17 protein-coding genes and 1 tRNA gene are annotated in these 21,316 nt (G+C 37.8%); 11 read left to right on the forward strand and 7 right to left on the reverse strand.

Annotated features, from left to right (window positions below):
* Positions 1 to 290 precede the first annotated feature (290 nt).
* Both ABXG83_RS03145 and ABXG83_RS03150 read left to right on the forward strand, forming a co-directional pair.
* Positions 291 to 3,542 (forward strand): histidine kinase dimerization/phosphoacceptor domain -containing protein, encoded by a 3,252-nt coding sequence (locus tag ABXG83_RS03145; protein ID WP_353550037.1) that lies wholly within the window; start codon positions 291 to 293, stop codon positions 3,540 to 3,542.
* Positions 3,539 to 4,246: a response regulator transcription factor gene (locus ABXG83_RS03150; protein WP_353550038.1), complete on the forward strand. Its 708-nt coding sequence runs from the start codon at positions 3,539 to 3,541 to the stop codon at positions 4,244 to 4,246. Before ABXG83_RS03145 ends, ABXG83_RS03150 begins: the two co-directional genes overlap by 4 nt.
* 5 nt (positions 4,247 to 4,251) lie before the next feature.
* Here the strand turns inward: ABXG83_RS03150 and ABXG83_RS03155 are convergent, their stop codons facing one another.
* Positions 4,252 to 4,662 (reverse strand): Dabb family protein, encoded by a 411-nt coding sequence (locus ABXG83_RS03155; RefSeq protein ID WP_353550039.1) that lies wholly within the window; start codon positions 4,660 to 4,662, stop codon positions 4,252 to 4,254.
* A 150-nt stretch (positions 4,663 to 4,812) separates the two neighbouring features.
* On the opposite strand from ABXG83_RS03155, the gene ABXG83_RS03160 reads away from it, so the two are divergent.
* The 7 genes from ABXG83_RS03160 (at position 4,813) to ABXG83_RS03190 (ending at position 12,375) form a co-directional block, all read left to right on the forward strand.
* Positions 4,813 to 5,505, forward strand: a complete 693-nt coding sequence (locus ABXG83_RS03160) for a response regulator transcription factor (protein WP_353550040.1) — start codon at positions 4,813 to 4,815, stop codon at positions 5,503 to 5,505.
* The gene (locus tag ABXG83_RS03165; RefSeq protein WP_353550041.1) at positions 5,505 to 6,896 is read left to right on the forward strand and encodes a HAMP domain-containing sensor histidine kinase; all 1,392 of its coding nucleotides are present in this window, start codon (positions 5,505 to 5,507) and stop codon (positions 6,894 to 6,896) included. Before ABXG83_RS03160 ends, ABXG83_RS03165 begins: the two co-directional genes overlap by 1 nt.
* A 271-nt stretch (positions 6,897 to 7,167) precedes the next feature.
* Positions 7,168 to 8,550 carry an HAD-IB family phosphatase gene (locus tag ABXG83_RS03170; protein WP_353550042.1) on the forward strand — a complete coding sequence of 461 codons (1,383 nt, stop codon included), beginning with the start codon at positions 7,168 to 7,170 and terminating at the stop codon, positions 8,548 to 8,550.
* A 70-nt stretch (positions 8,551 to 8,620) separates the two neighbouring features.
* Positions 8,621 to 9,490: a universal stress protein gene (locus ABXG83_RS03175; RefSeq protein ID WP_353550043.1), complete on the forward strand. Its 870-nt coding sequence runs from the start codon at positions 8,621 to 8,623 to the stop codon at positions 9,488 to 9,490.
* 10 nt (positions 9,491 to 9,500) lie between these two features.
* Entirely contained in the window at positions 9,501 to 11,156 is a 1,656-nt protein-coding gene (locus tag ABXG83_RS03180) for a tetratricopeptide repeat protein (protein ID WP_353550044.1), read from the forward strand.
* Positions 11,157 to 11,243: 87 nt separating this feature from the next.
* Positions 11,244 to 11,717, forward strand: a complete 474-nt coding sequence (locus ABXG83_RS03185; RefSeq protein WP_353550045.1) for a 23S rRNA (pseudouridine(1915)-N(3))-methyltransferase RlmH — start codon at positions 11,244 to 11,246, stop codon at positions 11,715 to 11,717.
* 19 nt (positions 11,718 to 11,736) lie between these two features.
* Positions 11,737 to 12,375, forward strand: coding sequence for a rhomboid family intramembrane serine protease (locus ABXG83_RS03190; RefSeq protein WP_353550046.1), 639 nt, complete (start codon positions 11,737 to 11,739; stop codon positions 12,373 to 12,375).
* On the opposite strand, the gene tilS is transcribed toward ABXG83_RS03190, so the two are convergent.
* Genes tilS through hutH form a run of 3 tightly spaced genes read right to left on the reverse strand, consistent with a single transcriptional unit; the run spans position 12,363 to position 16,936 of the window.
* A complete protein-coding gene (gene tilS / locus ABXG83_RS03195; RefSeq protein WP_353550047.1) occupies positions 12,363 to 13,715 on the reverse strand; it encodes a tRNA lysidine(34) synthetase TilS in 1,353 nt (450 codons plus the stop codon). The two genes, ABXG83_RS03190 and tilS, sit on opposite strands and share 13 nt — an antisense overlap.
* A 13-nt stretch (positions 13,716 to 13,728) precedes the next feature.
* Positions 13,729 to 15,390 carry a glutamine--tRNA ligase/YqeY domain fusion protein gene (locus ABXG83_RS03200; protein ID WP_353550048.1) on the reverse strand — a complete coding sequence of 554 codons (1,662 nt, stop codon included), beginning with the start codon at positions 15,388 to 15,390 and terminating at the stop codon, positions 13,729 to 13,731.
* Positions 15,391 to 15,427: 37 nt separating this feature from the next.
* Complete coding sequence (hutH, locus tag ABXG83_RS03205) at positions 15,428 to 16,936, reverse strand: histidine ammonia-lyase (protein WP_353550049.1); 1,509 nt, start codon at positions 16,934 to 16,936, stop codon at positions 15,428 to 15,430.
* Between the two features lie 182 nt (positions 16,937 to 17,118).
* Here hutH and ABXG83_RS03210 point away from each other — a divergent pair.
* A tRNA-Arg gene (locus tag ABXG83_RS03210) sits at positions 17,119 to 17,192 on the forward strand.
* Between the two features lie 551 nt (positions 17,193 to 17,743).
* Complete coding sequence (locus tag ABXG83_RS03215) at positions 17,744 to 18,397, forward strand: ATP-binding cassette domain-containing protein (protein WP_353550050.1); 654 nt, start codon at positions 17,744 to 17,746, stop codon at positions 18,395 to 18,397.
* 31 nt (positions 18,398 to 18,428) lie between these two features.
* On the opposite strand, the gene ABXG83_RS03220 is transcribed toward ABXG83_RS03215, so the two are convergent.
* The 3 genes from ABXG83_RS03220 to ABXG83_RS03230 are packed head-to-tail and all read right to left on the reverse strand — an operon-like array spanning position 18,429 to position 21,306.
* Complete coding sequence (locus tag ABXG83_RS03220; RefSeq protein ID WP_353550051.1) at positions 18,429 to 19,895, reverse strand: YitT family protein; 1,467 nt, start codon at positions 19,893 to 19,895, stop codon at positions 18,429 to 18,431.
* 5 nt (positions 19,896 to 19,900) lie between these two features.
* Positions 19,901 to 20,932 (reverse strand): adenylate/guanylate cyclase domain-containing protein, encoded by a 1,032-nt coding sequence (locus ABXG83_RS03225; protein WP_353550052.1) that lies wholly within the window; start codon positions 20,930 to 20,932, stop codon positions 19,901 to 19,903.
* Positions 20,929 to 21,306, reverse strand: coding sequence for a response regulator (locus ABXG83_RS03230; protein ID WP_353550053.1), 378 nt, complete (start codon positions 21,304 to 21,306; stop codon positions 20,929 to 20,931). The genes ABXG83_RS03225 and ABXG83_RS03230 overlap by 4 nt, the downstream gene beginning before the upstream one ends.
* Between the last annotated feature and the right edge of the window lie 10 nt (positions 21,307 to 21,316).

Here is a 21,316-nt window from a genome sequence, read left to right on the forward strand (position 1 = left end):
TGTAGATACAATTTTATGATTTGGATTTATTACTTGGATATTGGAGTCGTAGTTAACTCCATTGGATTTTAACTAACATAATCGTATTTCAGATTATATAATTCTAAAATATTCAATCGCTGATAACATCTTTAAAAAAATCTTAAAAATGGTGTGAATTACACAAAATGAGGTGCGAATGGTATTTGTACAGCTACCAATAACATTATGTCTTATCTTGTCACAATGCTATTTTTATAGCAGTTGAAAAGAAGTCAACCACTGCTTGAAAAATACCGTAGTAAACCAAAATGAGAAGTTGTCTGCTTATATTATTAGGGATCCTTTTACACCTTCAGGTGCACTCGCAGCAACTTAACCCTCAATTGATAGGATCTGCCAACTGGAAACTCACTAATGCCTCTCCTGTTAAAGAAAAAATTACCACAACACCTCTTAGCTTTCCGCTGCAACAACGCATGGTATTAAATTCAGAAAGAAAGATCTACAAAAAAAATATTCCTTCAGAAAGAAAACTCATTCATAATGGCCCAACAATTCCGGTTATAGAAACACTGACCTTTATCGGTAAAAAATTACCTGCTCCTGAAATTGTGAACGCCCCACCCTTACAAATTCGTGACAACGCCATCTATAATCTGTCTTATACAAATAAAGAACATGGATTTGCCGGCACCAACAGTTTCACTTTTGCAGAAGATGACAAATACAATATCTGGATCAGCTCCAGTAATGGTCTTATAAAATATGATGGCCACCAATATTTTCTATACGCATACCCTAGTCCTAATATTGCGACCACTGAAACCAGTATTCTTATCGATCATCTGAAAAGATTATGGCTGGTCAGTGAAAATGGTATCTATTATATTCATAACGATTCAATTTTTACCCTTCAATCCAAAACGCTTGAATTCTCAAAGATCAATGCGCGAAAAGTTACCGCCGACAAGCAACATCGCATTTGGATTGCCACCAAAGAAAAAGGCGTTTTATGTATCAATAATAAAACAGTATCTATCTATGATAAAAGAGCAGGCTTACCTGATCTATATATCATAAATGTTTTTGTTGATAAAAAAGGAGATATCTATATTGGATCAGGACTATCAGGCATCGTGATTATTCAGCCCGATAAAATGATATCACTCTTCAGACATCCCGAAAAACTAGATTGGAATGGTTTTTTATGTTTCGCTGAAAATGAAGATGGTATATGGGCGGGTCTATTTAATGGGGCATTGATCAACATTGGTTTAAAAGATACCATTCACTACTCCTTTACTGGAAGTTTCCGAGAACAAATAAACGATATCATTCCAGTTAAAACGGGTCTATGGATTGCTACCTTGAGTAATGGCATCTACTATTTTGATAAAAAAAGAACAGTTAATATTAACCATAACAACGGATTGGCCTATCAATCGAATTTCCGTTTGTTTCATGACAGTTTTGGAAATATCTGGATAAGTACTTTTATATCCGGCTTTTCCCGAATCAATGACAATTCGTTTTACCAGTCTGATTTTACAAATTATATCGATGCTCAAGTGAACACCGTTATTCCTGAAAAAGGCAAAGGAGAATGGCTTATTACATTCGGGCAGGGGTTATGCTACCGAACAAAGGGTGGTATTATTCAATACATAGAACCTCCCACTGAAAAAAATAAAAAACTGATTTACATAAATGATGGCATCGTAAATTCAGATGGTTCATTATGGCTAGGAAGTTACGCATGGGGACCAACAAAAGTCACCAAAAATAAATTTACCTGTTATAAGATCAATGAAATACCTGATAATAATATCATTACATCCGTAAAAAGAGATTTCAATAATACCATATGGTTCTCTCCTATCAAATATGGTCTTATGTATTTAAAGAACGATGAATTCTGGAGGTATACCAAAAGATCCGGACTTTTATCAGAGAATACAATTCGGCTATACACAGATCAAGAGAAGCAAGTTCATATTGTGAGTGACGCAGGCTTACAAAGAATTACACGAAGAGGATTGGAAACATTCTATATCGATAACAAATTGTTCACCGGTATAGTCGGTGAACAATTTATAGTAGATTCTGCAACCAGTATTCTCACAACATCTTCAGATGGACTATTCATACAGCACCACCAGAGTATATATCAGTTGTCAACCAATAATGGGTTGTATTCCAATCAAATCAAAAATATCAGAAGGGATAGAGCAGGACGATTTTGGATAGCTACCAATCGTGGTATCGAATCTTTTAAAATGACTGGATTATCGATCACTGAACATACCATTTACAATGAAAGCAATGGCAGGTTTGTAAGTGATGCACAACAAGTCTTTATCGATGACTCTGGGTACCCAGCATGGAATATCAATGGGAAAAAACTAACCTACGACAGTGTCTTCACTACCCCTGCTAAAAAGCCGCTATTTTTTATTAAAAATTTGATTCTCAATAGTGATACGATTACTGGCAATAACGATATCTCATTTTTACCTAATCAAACTTTGATCATAGATTACAGGACTATTTATTGGGGTAAAGAAAATCATTTAAAACTATCCTATCAACTAATTCATAACGATAAAGACACAATAGTAATTTCTGTTCCGATCAATGGCAAAATCACTCTCAATAATCTAGTGCCGGGCAATTATCAGATTATTTTAAAAGGAACAGAAAAAAATAAAATCTATTATGCTGAGCCATTTAATATTATTGTAAATCCTTTCTGGTACAATACAATCCTTTTCCGATGTATTATAGGCTTCTCGGTAGTTGCAGCTATCATTCTATATTTTAGAAGAAAAGCAAAGAGACAATTGAAAATAAATGTATTGCTTGAAGAAAAAGTGAAAGAACAAACGGCAACTATTTTGAAAGAAAAGAATGCCCTTGAAGAAAGCCTTCATGTCATCGATGCGCAAAATCAGGAAAAGGAAGTTTTAATAGAAGAGATCAATCATCGTGTAAAAAATAACCTGCAATTCATCATGGCTATGCTTGAGATGCAAATGAATAAGCAGTATTCGAAGGAAACATTACAGGCACTATTGAGTACATCTAGACGTATCAAAGCCATGTCGCTTGTTCATGAAATGCTATATGCAAAACCCGATACAAAGGGGATATCAATCACTTCCTATATCTATCAATTGATCGATAATTTAAAAGAAATGGCTGAGGGTGGAAACGAAACTCAAGTAGACATCAAGCTTTCGATAGAAGATCTCACATTCGACTCTAGAAAAGCACTTTCAATGGGTATTATTATTTCAGAGCTAATGAGTAATTCTTTTAAACATGCGTTTAAAGATATTCAAAAACCGCAGATCTATATCGAACTCAAAAAAAATAAACTCACTAAAAATATTGAATTGGTATTTGAAGACAATGGAAATGGCATAACAACAACTACTAACGAATCAGGACTTGGCAGAAGACTGGTCGATATTTTTAGCAGACAATTAGCAGGAAGCTACGAATTAACCACACAAAATAAATTTAGATTTAAACTAGTCATAAACCAGGCAACGGCATGAAAAATTTTAAGATACTGATCGTTGAAGATGAAATATTGATCGCCGAACATATCAAGGACTACCTTTTGAATTTCGGTTTCAGTCATATCAGTATGGCGCATACAAAGAATACAGCGCTTGAAGCACTGTCATGTATGGAGATAGACCTGATATTGTTAGATCTCCACTTACAACAACCCAAAGATGGTTTAGAAATCGCTCGTAGCATTGATAAGACGAAGAAATGTCCGTATATCTTTATTACTGCTAATGTTGATGTGCTGATTATTCAGGAAGCAATACAGGTAAATGCATCAGGCTATATTACAAAGCCAGTTAAAAAAACAGATCTTTTCGCAGCTATACAATTGGCACTGAAAACCAATATAGCACCTGAGCTATCTTTTCTTTCAATCAAAGAGAATAATACGACAACAAGAATCCCTACAGATGATATCTTATATATCGAAAGCAATGGCAACTATATACATATTTTTACCAAAACACAAAAGATCATTGCCCGACAATCCTTAGAATGGGCGGAATTAAATTTACCAGAACATAAATTCAAACGAATTCATCGATCTTATATTGTAAATCTGATGGCTGTTCAAAAAATGAATACACGATTTGTATCGGTGAATGACGTCGAATTACCTGTTTCAAGAGCAAATTCAATGAAGATATCCGACTTCGCAAAAGCCACAGCCGAAAAGCGCCTTTAATGATCTTATGACTCCATGGTTAGAGTATCATACACGATGACTCTTTCCCACAAATAACTATACTGCTGAATGAATGCTTGATGCAAAGGATGATCCTGATAAGCTTTTTGTGCTTTCAGGTCTTCAAAGAACATAAGCTCTGAAACATCCCAACTATTATCCACCACTTCTCGCTTCTCAGTACCTGCCGGAAATCCGATCTTTAATAGTTTGATCTGCGGTATCGCTGAAAGCTTCTTAAGTCCCTCAGCCAATTTCTTTCGATCACTTATTGAACCGGGATTTTTGAGCCAGAAAAAGACCTGATGGATCAATGGTGAAGAATCTTTAACACTTATCAAGGGGTCAACTACTACAGTTGCTGCTGTAGCTAAAACAGAAGTCGAAAGAAATGCACGACGAGATCGTTTGGTCATAAAGTTGGTTTGGATGATTGCCGAAGGGTAAATTTAAGGAACAGCTTCAGTATTTCCACTCTAGGAGTAACGAAATTAGAATCAGATTAGAAACAACGCTGCTTAAATAGATTATGTAATTTGCTAACGACTTAAGCGTATTGGATCCTTATGGAAGAAAGAAAGATATTGATTGTAGAAGACGAAAAGAAAATAGCCACTACATTAAAAAAAGGGCTCATTGAAAATGGCTATCATGTTGATCTGGCTTTTGACGGATTAATTGGCAAAAGATTATTCGACTCCAACGAATACGACCTACTCATCCTTGATATCAATCTTCCTGGCATGAACGGGTATGAGCTTTGTAAAGCCATACGAAATATCAATCAGCATATTCCGATCATTATGCTGACCGCCATGAATACCACCGAAGACAAGATCGAAGGATTTGACACTGGCACTGATGATTATATCATAAAACCATTTGAGTTTAAAGAATTACTGGTTCGTATTCGTGCACTTCTGAAAAGAACCATGAACCAACAGCTGCCCACAGGAAATATTCTGAAAGTAGCCGATCTTGAAATGAACTTGGACACTAAGGAAGTAAAACGTGCTGATCAATCAATCACCCTCACTGCAAAAGAATTTCAATTGCTAGAGTATTTCATGCGCAACAGGAACAGGGTTCTCTCCCGAGCGGATATTGCAGAAAGAGTTTGGGAAATTGATTTTGACACACAAACCAATGTTATTGACGTTTATGTGAATTATCTGAGAAATAAGATCGATAAGAAATTTGATACACGACTGATTCATACACAAGTAGGCATGGGTTATATCATGAAAGAGAGCACCTGATGAAAATAAAATATCGTATCACGATTCTTTTTACCTTATTGGTAACGTTCATACTCTTCTTTGTATGTGCCTCTATCTATTATTTCTCAGATCTAAATCGAAAACTAGACTTCCAGCGAAGAATTCGTAACAGAGCCTTATCTACTATCAGCTTGTTGGTAAAAGTAGAAGGTATTGACAGAGATCTGTTACAAAAGATTGATCAGAATATGCTCATTTCGCTGCGCGAAAAAAGTGTGATTGTTTATGATAACAATAACAAAGAAGTTTATCGTTTCAGAGATGAAGGTGCCACACTCGAAAGACCGGAAAACAGTGTACTACAATACGCACGAGATAATGGTGAATATGTATACTCCAAAGGTCATAGAGATGTTATCGCAATAAAATACCGTGCAGGAGATCACGAATATGTATCCGTAGCAGCCGCTTACGATAAAGAAGGGCTTGATAAAATGGGAGAACTACGGTTTGTATTAGTAGTTAGCTTTATCAGTGGAACCTTGATCACCCTATTGTCCGGATTGATCTTTTCATCCCGTCTGGTTGTTCCAATCAAAAAAATCACAAGTGAAGTAAAAGAGATCTCTTCTCAAAATTTATCCAGAAGAATCATCCTTAATGATACAAAAGATGAATTACATGAGCTTTCCTCAACATTTAATGAGTTGCTGACAAGACTTCAACAATCTTTTGAAATCCAAAGAAGATTTATTGCAAATGCCTCTCATGAACTTTCAACACCACTCACTTCTATTTCCAGTCAATTGGAGATATCGCTTCAAAATAGCAGAAACGCTGAGGAATATAAGACTGTTTTGCTCTCAGTATATGACGACGTTAAAAATCTGAACCGACTAACCAGAAGTTTATTAGAATTGGCCAAAGCCAGTGGCACTTCTGATGGCATGGAATTATCTCTTGTCCGAATTGATGAGATTCTGATGAAGCTACCTGTTGAGCTCCGTAAAACCAATGAACAATTCAAAGTTGAATTACATTTTGATACATTCCCTGAGGATGAAGACAAGTTATTAGTATTTGGGAATGGTGATCTTTTAGAAAGTGCTATTAAAAATATCACACTCAATGCCTGTAAATATTCAGGAGACCACACAGCGATCGTCGGATTAAACTTTTCTGAAAATGAGTTAAAGATCGTTGTCTCTGATCTTGGCAGCGGCATTAAAGAAGAAGAACAAACCCTTGTTTTTCAGCCTTTTTTCAGAAGTAAAAGTGAAACCAATTCCGAAGGATTTGGTTTGGGGCTTTCATTGGCATCCAGAATCATCAAGTTGCATAAAGGTGATATTCAACTAACAAATAATCAACCACAAGGGAGCATCTTTACCATTTCTCTACCGATCGCAAGGAAATTTCATTTGATTTGATTTTACGAACTCGAACACGCTAACAATCAATCACTTAGTTTCTAATCTTATTTTAATCTTGTCCTAATGAATGCTTAATAGGTCGAGATGATATTGCATTCAAAATATTTAAGACTGTTATTATTTGCTCAGGGTTTAGTTTAAAGCCGCTCTTGTCTAAGAGTGGCTTTGTTTTTACCACCATCTCCTAAATTATAATACCCTTCTAATTCAGCACTAATTCTCTTTTAAGAGTGGTCTTACATCTTCGTTTGAATTATAAAGCTGAATTATGATAACTGTAATCATACCTACATTGAATGAAGAAAAAACGATCAGCAATGTCATCAAGTATTGCAGGTCGAAATCTGTAGTGTCTGAAGTAATCGTGGTTGATGATAAATCATTCGACAATACGGTAAAACTTGCACGTGAGGCCGGTGCGAAAACCATCACAAGCACACGATTGGGAAAAGGAGCATCCATGCGTGATGGACTGTTATGCGCTAAAAACGAAATTATTCTTTTTCTGGATGGTGATATCGATCCTTATCCTGAGAAAATGATCGAACAAATGACAGAACCCATCTTAAAAGATCAATACGACTTCATCAAAGCCTCATTTGCCAGAAATAGTGGCAGGGTAACAGAATTGGTTGCCAAACCACTACTCAGTATGTTTTTTCCAGGTCTCTCCCATTATACACAACCATTAAGCGGTATGATAGCCGGGAAGAAAAGCTTTTTTGAAAACATTGATTTCTTCAATGACTATGGCGTAGATATTGGTATTCTCATCGATATGCACACCCAAAAGGCAAGGATCCTCGAAATGAATATCGGTTATATTGAAAATGACAGTAAGCCTTTACATGAGTTAGGTAAAATGAGTAAAGAAGTAGCAAGTGCCATCATCAAAAAAGCATTTAGTCAAAATACAAATGCAATATCAATGGAAGAGTTTCAATCCATCAATATCATTCGCGATCAAATGGAAATGGCATTTACCGAACAATTGAAAGACGCTAAGAAAATGGTAGTACTTGATATGGACGACACCATTCTCAAAGGAAGATTTGTAGACATTTTTGCCGAAAAGTTTGGTTTGACTGAGCAATTGACTGAAATCAGGAATAGAGTGACTGATAGTACGTTACGTACAAAAGCGATTGCAAAAATGTTTAAAGGAAAGAATCTAGGCGAGTTGATGGAAACGGTAGATAGCATTGCGATCATTTCAGATGCCGCTGCAGTTGTGAAAGAACTCCACCATCGTGAATACATTGTTGGCATTATTACAGATAGTTATGATTTTGTGGCCAATCACATCAGGCATAAGATTGGGGCTGATTTTTCGTTAGCCAATGAATTAGAGTTTTCAAATAGCATAGCTACCGGAGAAGTAAAGATCCCCTCCTTCTTTTTCCATCATGAAAAGAGTTCCTGCTTACACACCATTTGTAAATCAAATGCTTTGGATCACATATTGAATAAATATGAGATCACACACGGCAACTGCATTGCAATGGGAGATAGTGAAAATGATATTTGTATGGTGAAAAAAGCCGGTTTTGGTATCGCGTTTCGTTCTAAAAATGAATACCTGAAGCAAACAGCTGATTTTTTAATACAAGAAGAAAAATTTGAGCCATTGCTGGAGTATGCAGCTCATTGATATTCTAATCATCTTTTAATTCAACACTAATAACCCCCTAATTCAGTACGGCTAGGTTTGGTTAATTGTTATGATCCCATATAAGAACATATTAATCCCAATTGATTCATTGCATCAGGCCCAAGTTGCTGCTGAAAAAGCACTTGAACTGTCTGATCCGGGCGAGACCTGTATACATTTAGTCAGCGTGATTCGTTTCCGATCATTTTGGCAACGGATATTTTATACAGAAAACTTTATTCGAAAACAGCGATACTTCGCAAAAAGAAACACTCTGGCCGAGAGAAAAATTGAAGCGATCAAAACAAAGATTGCAACTGTTTCTCCGCTATCCATCGTTAAAACAAGTGTGATCATTGAAACAGCCGTCAGTGATCAACTGATCAAATACACGGCTCAACACAATATTGACCTGGTCATTAATACACATAAATCATCTCGTTCAGGATTTCATTGGTTTAAAAAGGATTGGAGTGAAGAACTGGCAAGAAAAGCCAGTGTTGCTGTGCTTACAGTTACAAAGGGATGTTTGAACCACCCTATCAAATCTATTCTACTGCCTGTTAAATCGTTTGTTCCTGAAAGAAAAATACAGGTGGCTTTGGCATATGCCAAAAGATACAATGCTCATATTCATTTGGTCACACTGCTTGATAATAATGACAGCGATGCGAAAATTCGTGTCGATGCATTTTATCTCACTTATAAAATCTTATCAGAATATGGTCACCCCCCACAATACAAGATACTGCAGGGAGCAGACAGTGATGCTGCTCTACTGCGGTATGCTGATCAGATTAAAGCAGATATGATCTTGGTAAATCCTGATAAAAAACAACGAATCCCGGGCATTATGCGACAAAGGATAACAGATATGCTAAATCCTATTTCCGCTTTACATATTCTGACATTGAAACCCTATTTGAAAAGAACGATTTAAAATCTAGTTTATGCAGAAGAAATTATGGTATACCGTATGCGTATTCATGACAATGATGTTTGCAGTTAGCGCACAAACTGTCGATGAAGGCAAAAAGTTGTTCGAGTATGAAAGATACCGCAGTGCAATTGAAGTACTAAAGAAGACAGTTACAGCAAATCCACAGGATATAAATGGATGGTATTGGTTGACGCGTGCACAGCTAGCAGCTGGTAATACAGACAGTGCAGCATTATCCATACAACAAATGCCAGCAGATCTCAAATTGCAGCCATTTGGAAAAGTAATCCAGGGTGCCGTATTGCTACAAAAAGAAGACTCAATCACTTCATTACAATTATTTACGGAAGCGATTGGAACCAAAAGAAAGAAAGATCCTGCAATTCAACTTGCGGTAGCAAATGCAATGATCGATGCTCCTAAAGGAAATCTCAATAAAGCGATTGAATTATTACGTGAAGCAGCAGAAAGAGATAAAAAGAATTCTTTGATCTACTTAAGCATTGGGGATGCTTATCGAAAATTGTATAATGGATCAGAAGCAGTAAAAGCGTATCAGGAAGCCATTGATGCCGATTCTAAAAATGCAGAAGCATACTATAAAATCGGCAAGATCTATCAAACACAAAATAATGTAGAGGTCTTCACTGAATATTACAATAAAGCTATTCAAGCCGATCCTGATTTTGCACCGGTATACTATCCATTGTATTACTATTACTATTTCAGGGATGTAAACAAAGCATTAGAATACTTACAGACTTACATAAGCAAAACAGACTATAGCATTGAAAATGAATATATGCTTACAGACCTGTACTATGTATCAAAAAAGTACAATGAAGCGATACAAGCAGGACAACAGGTCTTAGCAAAAGAAGGTAATCAGGTAAAGCCTCGCATTTATAAGTTGCTTGCTTACAGTTATGATGGATTAGAAGACGCTACCAATGCAGAAAAATGGATGAAAGATTATTTCGAAAAAGAAAATGACAGCAACTATGTCGCCAAAGACTTTGATCTTATGGGCAAGATCGTAACAAACAAGGGAGATACGGGTGAAGGTGTTATCTGGTATGAAAAAGCATATCAACTTGAAAAAGATACCACTTTAAAGATGGACTATGTTAAGAAGATCATGGCTGTATATAAAAGTCAAAAGAACTATGTAAAACAGGCAGAATGGAATGGAGAACTTTATAAAATGAATGCACCATTTACCAATGTAGACATCTTCAATTGGGGTGTGGCATATTATAATGCTAAAAATTACCAAATGGCAGATAGTGTATTTGGTATTTATGCTACGAAATATCCAGACCAAACTTTTGGTTATTACTGGCGTGCGAGAAGTAATGCGGCTGTTGATACCGCTATGGAAATGGGTATTGCTATCCCACATTATGAAGACATGATCGATGTTGCACTCAAAGACACCGGTAATGCCAATAATAAAAAATGGCTGATTGAAGCATACGGATATATTGCAGCTTACAAAGTGAATGCAGAGAAAAAATATGATACAGCGCTGGAGCTCTATGATAAGATACTGGAATTAGATCCTGCAAATAATGATGCAGAAAAATATAAAGAGATCCTGGAAAAGATCATGGCTGAACAAGCGAAACAAAGTAGTAAAGATCCACAGCGGGATTCTGAAAGATAGGTTTTAGTAGGTTTCGAGGTTTATTGAGAATAGGTCGGATGAATGTCCGGCCTTTTTTCTATAAGGACTCTACCCTACCTTTATTACATGAAAATTCAATTATGGTCAGTAGGCAAACCTCATGATGCTTATGTGAAAGCAGGTATTGAAGATTTTACAAAACGGCTTAACAATTATTTTCCGGCTCAATGGCAGATCATACCCGCGCCCAAACAGTCTGCTTCAATGTCTGATCAACTACAGAAAAAGGCAGAAGCAGCAGCCATATTACAGCTAGTAGAAAAAGATGATTTTCTGATACTGTTGGATGAGCGGGGCAAACAATTCAGTTCCACAGAATTAGCAGAGATCTTACAAAAAAGAGCCAATGAAAGTACAAAGCGACTCATATTCATTATCGGTGGTGCATTTGGTGTAGATGAATCAATCACACAAAGAGCCAATATGATATGGAGCCTCTCAAAATTGGTATTTCCACACATGTTAGTGAGACTGATCCTATCCGAACAACTCTATCGGGCCTGTACGATTTTAAGGAATGAAAAATACCATCATATGTGAAAACACTTAAATTGCAGGTATGTTTTCCATCACCATCGTTATCCTAATATTAACCTGTATCATTTCATTCACAGCATTCTCTAATCAGAAAGTGATCAATGATCTGATTTTTTATCCTCCTGCTATTACACAAAGAAATCAGTGGTATCGTTTCATTACCAATGGGGTGATCCATGCAGACATTGCTCATCTGGCTTTTAACATGTTCTCCTTTTATATGTTTGGAGAGTTTGTTGAGAAATACTTCATGGCGTTATTTGATGAAAGAGGGAAGATTTTATTCATTACCATGTACATCACTGCATTACCCGTTTGTTTGATACCAACCTATTTACAGAACAAGGATAATTATCACTATAGAAGTTTAGGAGCATCAGGTGCAGTATCCGCTGTTGTATTTGCCGGAATATTCTTAGACCCAACCATTAAGATCGGGCTGCTTATCATTCCTCCTATAATTCCTGGTTTTATATTTGGCCCCTTGTATTTGATACTTTCTGCTTATATGGCGAAGCGCGGGGGTGATAACATCAATCACTCAGCGCATTTCTGGGGAGCCGTTTGGGGAATTGTATTCGTCATCATTACCTGCTTATTACTGACAAGATTTAATCCTATCACCAACTTCCTGTTTCAGGTAAAAAATTATTTCTCGTAGCGAAAAAGTATCCCCTTTTTTGTCGAGGGTTTAATACGAAAACGATGATCGATCCGACAACCAAGTACCCAAACAATCCTTTTGTCAGATTCGAGTACCCATACTTTTTCTTTATCGGTCAGTGATAATTTTTGATCAATAAAAAAGCGACTGAGTTTCTTTTTTTTCATCATACCCAAGGGATAAAAATAATCTCCTGTCTTCCACTTGCGTAAGATCAAAGGATAGCGCAACTCATCCTGATCGATCAATGCTTCATCCGAATTTGAACGGATCTGAAGATCCATATGTTGCTGAATGGTTAACTTGAAAGATTCGGCTTGTACTTTATCTGTATTTTCATCAATCAATAGAATAGAGCCCTTCGTTGTATTAACAGGAGAAACAATCATATGATTCCTGTTCTTGATCAATCGATGAGTCTCTGAATACAATACACTTCCATTCTCTGCATCCAATAATTTGATCGCTTCAAATGTTTGCGCTGGAGTAAACCCATAAGGCTTCAATAATTCATATGAAATGGTAGCCAATGGATTCGCTTTTTTCCATGCGAGAACAGGAATACTAACTTCCTCACCCTTAAATCGCAGTAATTTTTTCAGTTGCGTTTGCAAACCTGCTTCGTACAATTGATAAGCTTCCTTCAATCGCAATATTGTATGTTGCAGATTTTCATCTGCAGCAGGATACTTTGTACGAATCATTGGCAAGACCTGATTCCTGAAAAAATTTCTTGTATAATCATCCTGTAGGTTAGAAGAGTCTTCTACATACTTCAACCCTTCAGCAGATGCATGTTCTTGTAATTGTTGCTTAGTAAAAGGCAGTAAAGGTCTGATCAACGCTTGCTCAGGTCTATAATGATTGATACCGGTAAGCCCGGATAATCCTGTTCCACGAAACAAGTTCATCAATACAGTTTCGTTATTATCATCTGCATGATGAGCTGTAACAACCAATACTTTCTTCGAATGATCTTTGATCAATTGCTGACGTAAAGACTCAAACCATTCATACCTTAGTACTCTGGCGGCTTCTTGTGTAGACAGCTTATGTTGTTCGGCGAATTGTTTGGTTTCAAAATGTGTTACGTGGACAGGCAATTGCCATTTCGTTGCCATTTCACGAACAAAAGCCTCATCCCGATCACTTTCTTGTTCCCTTAATTGAAAATTAACATGAGCGATCATCAGATCAAATCCGGAAGATTTCAATAAATGCGTCAGCACAACACTATCCAGACCGCCACTCACCGCAACTACTAGTTGCACATGTGTAGTAGAAAGCCAAGGAAAACGAGTTCCCAATGATTGTTGAAAGCGCTGAAGCAAATTCATGATGATATATCCTCTACCCTTTTTTTACTTCTTTTGCCCATGTATCTTTTAAAGTCACGGTTCTGTTAAAGACGAGTTTCTCTGTTGTACTGTCTTTATCCAAACAGAAATAGCCCTTCCTTAAGAATTGGTAGCGATTGTCACTTGAATCAGCTGCCAATGCCGGTTCTGCATAAGCATTACTGATCACTTCCAGTGAATCCGTATTGATATGATCTTTAAAGTCACCTTCTGCATTTCCCACATCTTCTACCTTGAACAAACGATCATATAATCGAACTTCTGCTTTTACTGCGTGACGAGCGCTCACCCAATGTAATGTGCCTTTCACATTGATACCGGATGTATCAGAACCACTTTTACTTTCCGGAATATAACTACAATGTAATGCTGTTATATTACCATCCGCATCTTTGATCACTTCATCACAACGAATGATATATGCACTCTTTAGTCGAACCATTTGTCCGGGTGCAAGTCTGAAATACTTCTTGGGAGCAACTTCCATGAAATCATCTTTTTCGATATACAGCTCCCTGCTGAATGGAATTTCACGGTTACCTGCATTCGGATCTTCCGGATTGTTCTCACTCAGTAAAACCTCTCCATCACCTTCGTAATTGGTAATGATCACTTTTAAGGGATCGAATACCACCATTCGTCTTACCGCAATTTTATTGAGGTGCTCACGAACGCAGAACTCCAGTAACCCGACATCGATCAAATTATCTCTCTTGGCAATACCAATACGATCACAAAATTCGCGAATGGCTTCAGCCGTGTACCCTCTCCTACGCATACCGCTGATGGTAGACATTCTTGGATCGTCCCAACCATTTACGTGTTTTTCATTTACCAACTGCAATAACTTCCGTTTACTCATGACCGTATAAGTCATATTCAAACGTGCAAACTCATATTGTTTGGAAGGGAATATCTCCAGTTGTTCAATGAACCAATCATACAAAGCACGATGGGGAATGAATTCAAGTGTACAAACGGAATGCGTGATATTTTCGATCGCATCACTTTGTCCATGAGCAAAGTCATACATGGGATAAATACACCACTGGTCACCGGTACGATGGTGATGCGCATGTTTGATACGATAGATGATCGGATCACGCATATGCATATTGGGATGTGCCATGTCGATTTTAGCACGTAATACTTTTTCACCGTCTTTGAACTGACCAGCTCTCATCGCTTTGAACAGTTCAAGATTTTCGGTAACAGAACGATCTCTGAAAGGGCTATTGGTTCCGGCCTGAGTTGGTGTACCTTTTTGTTGTGCGATTTCTTCGCTTGTACTATCATCTACATAAGCCAATCCTTTTTCAATCAGCTTTACAGCAAAACCATATAGTTGCTCAAAATAATCAGACGCATATCTTTCTTCCGCCCATTCAAATCCCAGCCAGCGTACATCGTCTTTAATGCTATCAACATACTCTGTATCTTCTGTAACAGGATTGGTATCATCAAAACGAAGATTGGTAATACCACCATATTTTTTTGCCAGTCCAAAATTCAGGCAAATACTTTTGGCATGACCTATATGCAGATAACCGTTCGGTTCGGGAGGGAAACGGGTAACAATTGATTTATATTTTCCGCTATTCAGATCTGCTTCAACGATCTCTTCAATAAAATTCAAACTTTTTTCTTCAGACATAAAACTCGGTTAGGCCTGCAAAGTTAAGCTTTGTAGGTCAACGGACGTCTTCCGGGATACGGTAGTTACGCAGGAAATTCACCGCTGCTTTCATATCATCGTGTAATACCCGATCCTGTTCATTAAAGCTTACTTTTTCGCGGAAAGCAGCCACTAAGTGCTCTATATCTCGGCCGCTTTTCGATGGACGTCTGAAATCCAGTGCCTGAGCGGCACTCATGAGTTCAATAGCCAGTACTTTTTCAACATTTTCGATGACCCGATAACATTTTGTAGCTGCATTAGCCCCCATACTCACATGATCTTCCTGATTATTAGAAGAAGAAATACTGTCTACGGATGCAGGAGTGCAGAGTTGTTTATTCTCGCTGACAATACCCGCAGCGGTATACTGGGGAATCATAAAGCCCGAATGCAGTCCGGGATTTTTCACCAAAAACAGGGGCAATCCTCTTTGTCCACTGATCAACTGGTACGTTCTTCTCTCTGCAATATTGGCGATCTCGCTCATTGAGATCGATAAATAATCCAGGGCCATCGCTAATGGCTGACCATGGAAATTACCTCCACTTAGTATCAGATCATCATCCGGAAAAATATTGGGATTATCCGTTACAGAATTGATTTCTCGAATAAATACAGACAATACATGCTCAAAAGCATCTTTAGATGCGCCATGCACTTGTGGAATACACCTAAAGGAATAGGGATCCTGCACCTGATCTTTGGATCTCGCAGCAATGGCACTATCTGAAAGGTACTTTCTTAAAGTAGTAGCAGTATTTATTTGTCCGGCATGTGCTCGAATGGCATGTATTTGTTCCCGAAGCGGTTCGGTTGTACAATCAAAGGCATCAAAAGATAGCGCACTGATCATATCTGCCATGGCCAGGAGGTGTTCTGCCTTTTTGAGGCAGTATAATCCATAAGCACTCATAAATTGGGTACCATTGATCAATGCCAGCCCTTCCTTACTCTGCAGTTGAAGCGGCGTCCATCCCAATTTCTGCAAGGCCTCGGCAGAAGGCATTTTCTGACCTTGATAATACACTTCTCCCAACCCGATTAAAGGCAGGCTCAGGTGACTTAGTGGTGCCAGATCACCGGAAGCCCCCAGTGAGCCTTGGGTATAGATAACGGGAAGTACATCGTGATTGTACATCTCCATTAACCTTTTAACGGTATCAATTTGAACTCCACTATGGCCATAACTGAGGGATTTGATCTTCAACATCAGCATCAGTTTCACAATATCGGCAGGCACTTCCTCTCCTAATCCGCAGGCATGGGAAACAAGTAAATTGTACTGAAGTTGCCCGATCTGATCAGCGTCGATCTTCACATTTTGAAGAAATCCAAAACCTGTATTGATTCCATAGAAAAGGCGGTCTTTTTCAGCCATTTTACGGTCTAGGTATTCTCGGCAAGCAAGGATGCGTTCATGTGCATCAAATGTGATGGAAACATGCTGGTTGAAGTCCAATAAATTCTTAATCTGACTAAAATGCAGCCATTTTCTGTCTAAGGGCAAGTAATTATAGCTCATGGAAGCAATCCTTTGTCGCAAAGTAAGGAGTTTTGGGAGAAGGAAAAGAGAAAGCCATTTGATTTGATGAACTGATGTTTTTTTCTTTATTTTGCGGCTCTGAAAAATTGGACTACGAGCTCAACTGGATAGAGCACCCCGATTCTATCGGGAAGGTCATTGAGTAAGAATTTGTCCTTTATGGACCGGTAGCTCAGCTGGATAGAGCAACTGCCTTCTAAGCAGTAGGTCATTGGTTCGAATCCAATCCGGTTCACTAGCCTCACAGAAATGTGGGGCTTTTTTATTTTATGCGCTGCTGGGTAGAACATCCCGATTCTATCGAGTGGGTCATTGATTCGCCCTGAATCGGGAAAATCCGATTTACTATCCCCAAGGAATAATCAGGCTTTTTATTTTGGCCAGGCCTTTCAGTAAGGATTTGATGAAAATGTGTAATGATTTTAACGTAGTATTGATGCAATCACCAAATAAGCTTTTGTATTTTTCATAAGCTATTATGTCAAAAAAAATCAAAACGATACAACTAATTTGGACATTTTATAGAAGCTATGTTTTATTCTCTGCACTGGCTACACTGTTTTTGGTCAGGGCATTTTGGCTATATGGATTCGCATCTTTTTTTGGTATTTTCTGGGGTAAACTATTCAGTCTTGCGGTAGCCTATTTATTTGTACATAAGATAAAAAAGAAAGAATACTACTATTACTACAATCATGGGATAGGGAAAATACAATTATGGGCGACTAGCCTTTTATTCGATTTTGTTTTATTCATTTTTCTACTCTGCATAGCCCATCAATTATCATGACTCATATTCTAGAAGCAGATGGTATTCAATTAGAATTTGATGGGAGAAAAATCTTATCAGGCATTTATGTCAAATGTGAAACAGGAAAGATCACAGGATTATTGGGTAGAAATGGGCAGGGGAAATCTTGCCTGATGAATATTATATATGGCAGTTTATCATCGGAGAAATCGGTCAGGATCGATCGCAAATCAATACCGGAAGGGTTTAGAAACCCAGATCTGATCAGGTATTTACCTCAGTTCCATTTTATTCCTCATTCCTTATCATTACATCGCATTTTTCGAGATTTCGATGTGAATTACCGATCATTTCAAGCAATTTTTCCTGAATTCATACATAGAGAAAAAGATAGTATTGGAAAGCTTTCCGGGGGCGAAAGACGTTTAGTTGAACTGTATACGATCATCCAATCAAATTCTCAATTCATTATGCTTGATGAGCCTTTTACAATGCTAAACCCATTACAAATTGAAAAGGTAAAAGCGCTGCTGATCGAAGAAAAGAAAAACAAAGGTATCCTCATGACTGATCATCTTTACAGACATATCGTTGATCTAGCAGACAGCTTATATCTACTGTCTAATGGACGAACAGTTTTAACAAATAGCGTTGAGGACCTTACAATATTAGGATATACAAAGCTCTGATCGTAAAAATTGTGCAGTATCAAAAAATCGATTAATGAGCACTTCTTCTTTTCAATACCCCACCTGAAGTTTCACGTATCGTATTTGCAAAAACAAATGCTTTTGGATCCACTTCATGAACGAGATTTTTAAGCTTTCGCAATTCAAGTCTGGTCACAACAGTGAATATAATATCACATTCTGAGCTGACTTCGAATTTACCAGGTAAAAATCCACGCTCTCCTTTATATACAGTGATCCCTCTGCCAAGTTTATTTACCAGTTGGTATTTGATCACTTCACTTTTTGAGGAAATAATGGTAACACCTGTATAAGCTTGTATCCCCTCTACCACATAATCAATACAGCGGGTTGCTGTGAAATAAGTGAGAATAGAATACAAAGCCGTTTCAATACCAAATTGAAACGCCGCTATGGCGAATATGATAATATTGATCCCTAATATGATTTCAGTGATGGTAAAGGAAGTTCTTTTGAGTGTATACAATGCGATCACTTCAATACCATCTAATGCAGCTCCAACACGCATTACCAGCCCAATGCCAATACCCAAAAAAGCTCCTCCAAAAATAGAGATCAGTAATTTATCAGCAGTCAATGCAAAATTCGGTAGCAATTCTAAACATATCCCTAACAGTAAAACCCCTGCTAACATGCGTAAAGCAAACCGTTTTCCAACAGAAAAATAGCCGGCAATCATCAGCGGCACATTGAATACAATGATCAGTACTGCCAGGTTGTAATGATAGATCTCATGAATCAATAATGATATGCCGGTGACACCTCCATCAAAAAAATGATTAGGCACCAAAAAACCTTTCAACGCTACTCCCGCAAACAATATCCCCAGGATCATTAAAAGTGAATCTTGAAAGATCTGAATGCCACTTCCCTTTTCGTTTGAAAGATCTAGTGTTTGATTAAGTTTTTCTTGCAAAGCTTCTTTATTTTTTTGTTTCCCTTGTTCCATTTGTTTCTTAGCTGTATCGGTATAATACTTATGATCGTTTAAGAATTCAATTTGCTTGATCAACCACTCCCGTTCATCTTTCACCCTATTAAATCGCTTCATTTCCTGGTATAAAGCTTCTGCCATGGTATTATAAGTATCTGTTCCCAAATAATACAAGTCAGCATCACAAAGAATTTTACTGAGTGTATCTGCAGCAGACTGTGGCAATTTGGTAGCCATGATCATGATACTGATCTGCTCTACTTCTTCTGGTGTAAAACCATAGTCAGGCAATAGCTTTTGGGCAAGCTTACAGGAAAGCATTTCATGTTCATCATGACTTTGCAAAAAGCCCGCATCATGAAATAGCGCAGCCGTTTGTACCAATAAAGTCTCACGTTCTGATAACCCCTCTTTGTTTGACAAATGTGTGGCTGCTTCCACAACATTCTGTGTATGTTGTACATTATGGTATGTCAAATAAGCCGGTAAACCATGCTCAAGTTTATCAATAATGGTCTTATATATATGTTGAAACGAATCCATTACTATTAATTAAGTACTTCAAAAAGTTCAGCTACTTCTTCTTTATTTTTCAGATTTTTCTTGCCAATCGATTGACATTGAAAAGACATTTTTACTTTCTCATATGCTTCAGCAGTGATCAGTATTTGCCCCCTGCCTGCCACTGCTTGTAATCTTTGTGCAGTATTTACCACATCACCTATTACGGTATAGTCAAGCCTTTTCAGAGTAGCAGACCCAATATTACCAGAGATCATTTCACCACTATTGATGCCAATAGACACATGTGGACTAAAGCTGTGTTCTTCCGGCAGTGCATCGATTCGATTACGAATGGCCAAGCAGGCTTCAATCGCTCGATCAAGATGAAAATCACCTTTGAAAACAGCCATTACACAGTCACCTATGAACTTATCAATGATGCCATTTTGTGCAATGATCTCTTTCACCATCAGATCAAAATAATGATTCAATAAACGAACCACTGTATCTGGCGTTTCTTTTTCACTGATACTGGTGAATCCACAAATATCAATAAAAGCAACAGTAGCTTCTGTTGTTTCGTTTTCCAGTAATGAATGTTCATATTCCTTCGTGCCCATGAAATTCAGCACATTGGAATCTACATACATCTTCAGGATATTATTCTCCTTAATCGCTTGCAGTGTTTCTTTGAGTTGATTCACATATTTGATCGTTTTTTCGATCGTGAGTTCAAGATCTTCAAAGTTGACAGGCTTGGTTACAAAATCAAAAGCACCTTTATTCATGGCAACCCTGATATTGTCCATATCACCATAGGCAGATACCATTACAGCTCTTGTAAGGGGAGCAACATCTCCTAATTTAGTGAGCAGGGTCAGACCGTCCATTTCTGGCATGTTGATATCGGATAGTACAACATCGATGTCGGGATGGGCGGATAATTTTTCGAGTGCATCATTTCCATTACAGGCAAACACAAAATCATATTGCTGTTCCCGGATTTTCTGTCGAAACTTCTGCCTGATCAACAGCTCCAGATCTGCTTCATCGTCGGCTACAAGTATTTTGGTCATGCTGTTTGGGTTTTTAGTTTTTCTTTGAGTAGATGAAAATCCACGGGTTTAGTTAAGAAATCATCCGCACCCAGACGCATAGCCTGGTCATGATTTTCCTGATCCCCATATGCGGTGAGCATCATTACAACAGGCGGAGGAGCTTCATATTTTTCCTTGATCTCACGGAGCAATTCGAGTCCACTCATACCCGGCATATTGATATCTGATAAGATCAAAACGGCTTCATGATGATTATGTTGCATGTAATCCAATGCCTGTTCACCGGAGAAAGCGAAGGCGAATTGGAATTCACCGGATCGGATTTCTTTTCGGAAACGTTGTTCAAACAAAGCCTGAACATCTGTTTCGTCATCCACAACAAGAATTTTCATTAGGTTTAGT

The sequence above is a fragment of the Sediminibacterium sp. KACHI17 genome, from assembly GCF_040362915.1.
Taxonomy (GTDB): domain Bacteria; phylum Bacteroidota; class Bacteroidia; order Chitinophagales; family Chitinophagaceae; genus Sediminibacterium.

What these genes read in the sequence shown, in the direction of transcription:
- tilS (WP_353550047.1), bottom strand. Translation starts at nt 13,715, where the DNA reads ATGAATTTGCTTCAGCGCTTTCAACAATCATTGGGAACTCGTTTTCCT.
- ABXG83_RS03215 (WP_353550050.1), top strand. Translation starts at nt 17,744, where the DNA reads ATGACTCATATTCTAGAAGCAGATGGTATTCAATTAGAATTTGATGGG.
- ABXG83_RS03220 (WP_353550051.1), bottom strand. Translation starts at nt 19,895, where the DNA reads ATGGATTCGTTTCAACATATATATAAGACCATTATTGATAAACTTGAG.
- hutH (WP_353550049.1), bottom strand. Translation starts at nt 16,936, where the DNA reads ATGAGCTATAATTACTTGCCCTTAGACAGAAAATGGCTGCATTTTAGT.
- ABXG83_RS03145 (WP_353550037.1), top strand. Translation starts at nt 291, where the DNA reads ATGAGAAGTTGTCTGCTTATATTATTAGGGATCCTTTTACACCTTCAG.
- ABXG83_RS03170 (WP_353550042.1), top strand. Translation starts at nt 7,168, where the DNA reads ATGATAACTGTAATCATACCTACATTGAATGAAGAAAAAACGATCAGC.
- ABXG83_RS03200 (WP_353550048.1), bottom strand. Translation starts at nt 15,390, where the DNA reads ATGTCTGAAGAAAAAAGTTTGAATTTTATTGAAGAGATCGTTGAAGCA.
- ABXG83_RS03175 (WP_353550043.1), top strand. Translation starts at nt 8,621, where the DNA reads ATGATCCCATATAAGAACATATTAATCCCAATTGATTCATTGCATCAG.
- ABXG83_RS03180 (WP_353550044.1), top strand. Translation starts at nt 9,501, where the DNA reads ATGCAGAAGAAATTATGGTATACCGTATGCGTATTCATGACAATGATG.
- ABXG83_RS03230 (WP_353550053.1), bottom strand. Translation starts at nt 21,306, where the DNA reads ATGAAAATTCTTGTTGTGGATGACGAAACAGATGTTCAGGCTTTGTTT.
- ABXG83_RS03155 (WP_353550039.1), bottom strand. Translation starts at nt 4,662, where the DNA reads ATGACCAAACGATCTCGTCGTGCATTTCTTTCGACTTCTGTTTTAGCT.
- ABXG83_RS03165 (WP_353550041.1), top strand. Translation starts at nt 5,505, where the DNA reads ATGAAAATAAAATATCGTATCACGATTCTTTTTACCTTATTGGTAACG.
- ABXG83_RS03185 (WP_353550045.1), top strand. Translation starts at nt 11,244, where the DNA reads ATGAAAATTCAATTATGGTCAGTAGGCAAACCTCATGATGCTTATGTG.
- ABXG83_RS03190 (WP_353550046.1), top strand. Translation starts at nt 11,737, where the DNA reads ATGTTTTCCATCACCATCGTTATCCTAATATTAACCTGTATCATTTCA.
- ABXG83_RS03160 (WP_353550040.1), top strand. Translation starts at nt 4,813, where the DNA reads ATGGAAGAAAGAAAGATATTGATTGTAGAAGACGAAAAGAAAATAGCC.
- ABXG83_RS03150 (WP_353550038.1), top strand. Translation starts at nt 3,539, where the DNA reads ATGAAAAATTTTAAGATACTGATCGTTGAAGATGAAATATTGATCGCC.
- ABXG83_RS03225 (WP_353550052.1), bottom strand. Translation starts at nt 20,932, where the DNA reads ATGACCAAAATACTTGTAGCCGACGATGAAGCAGATCTGGAGCTGTTG.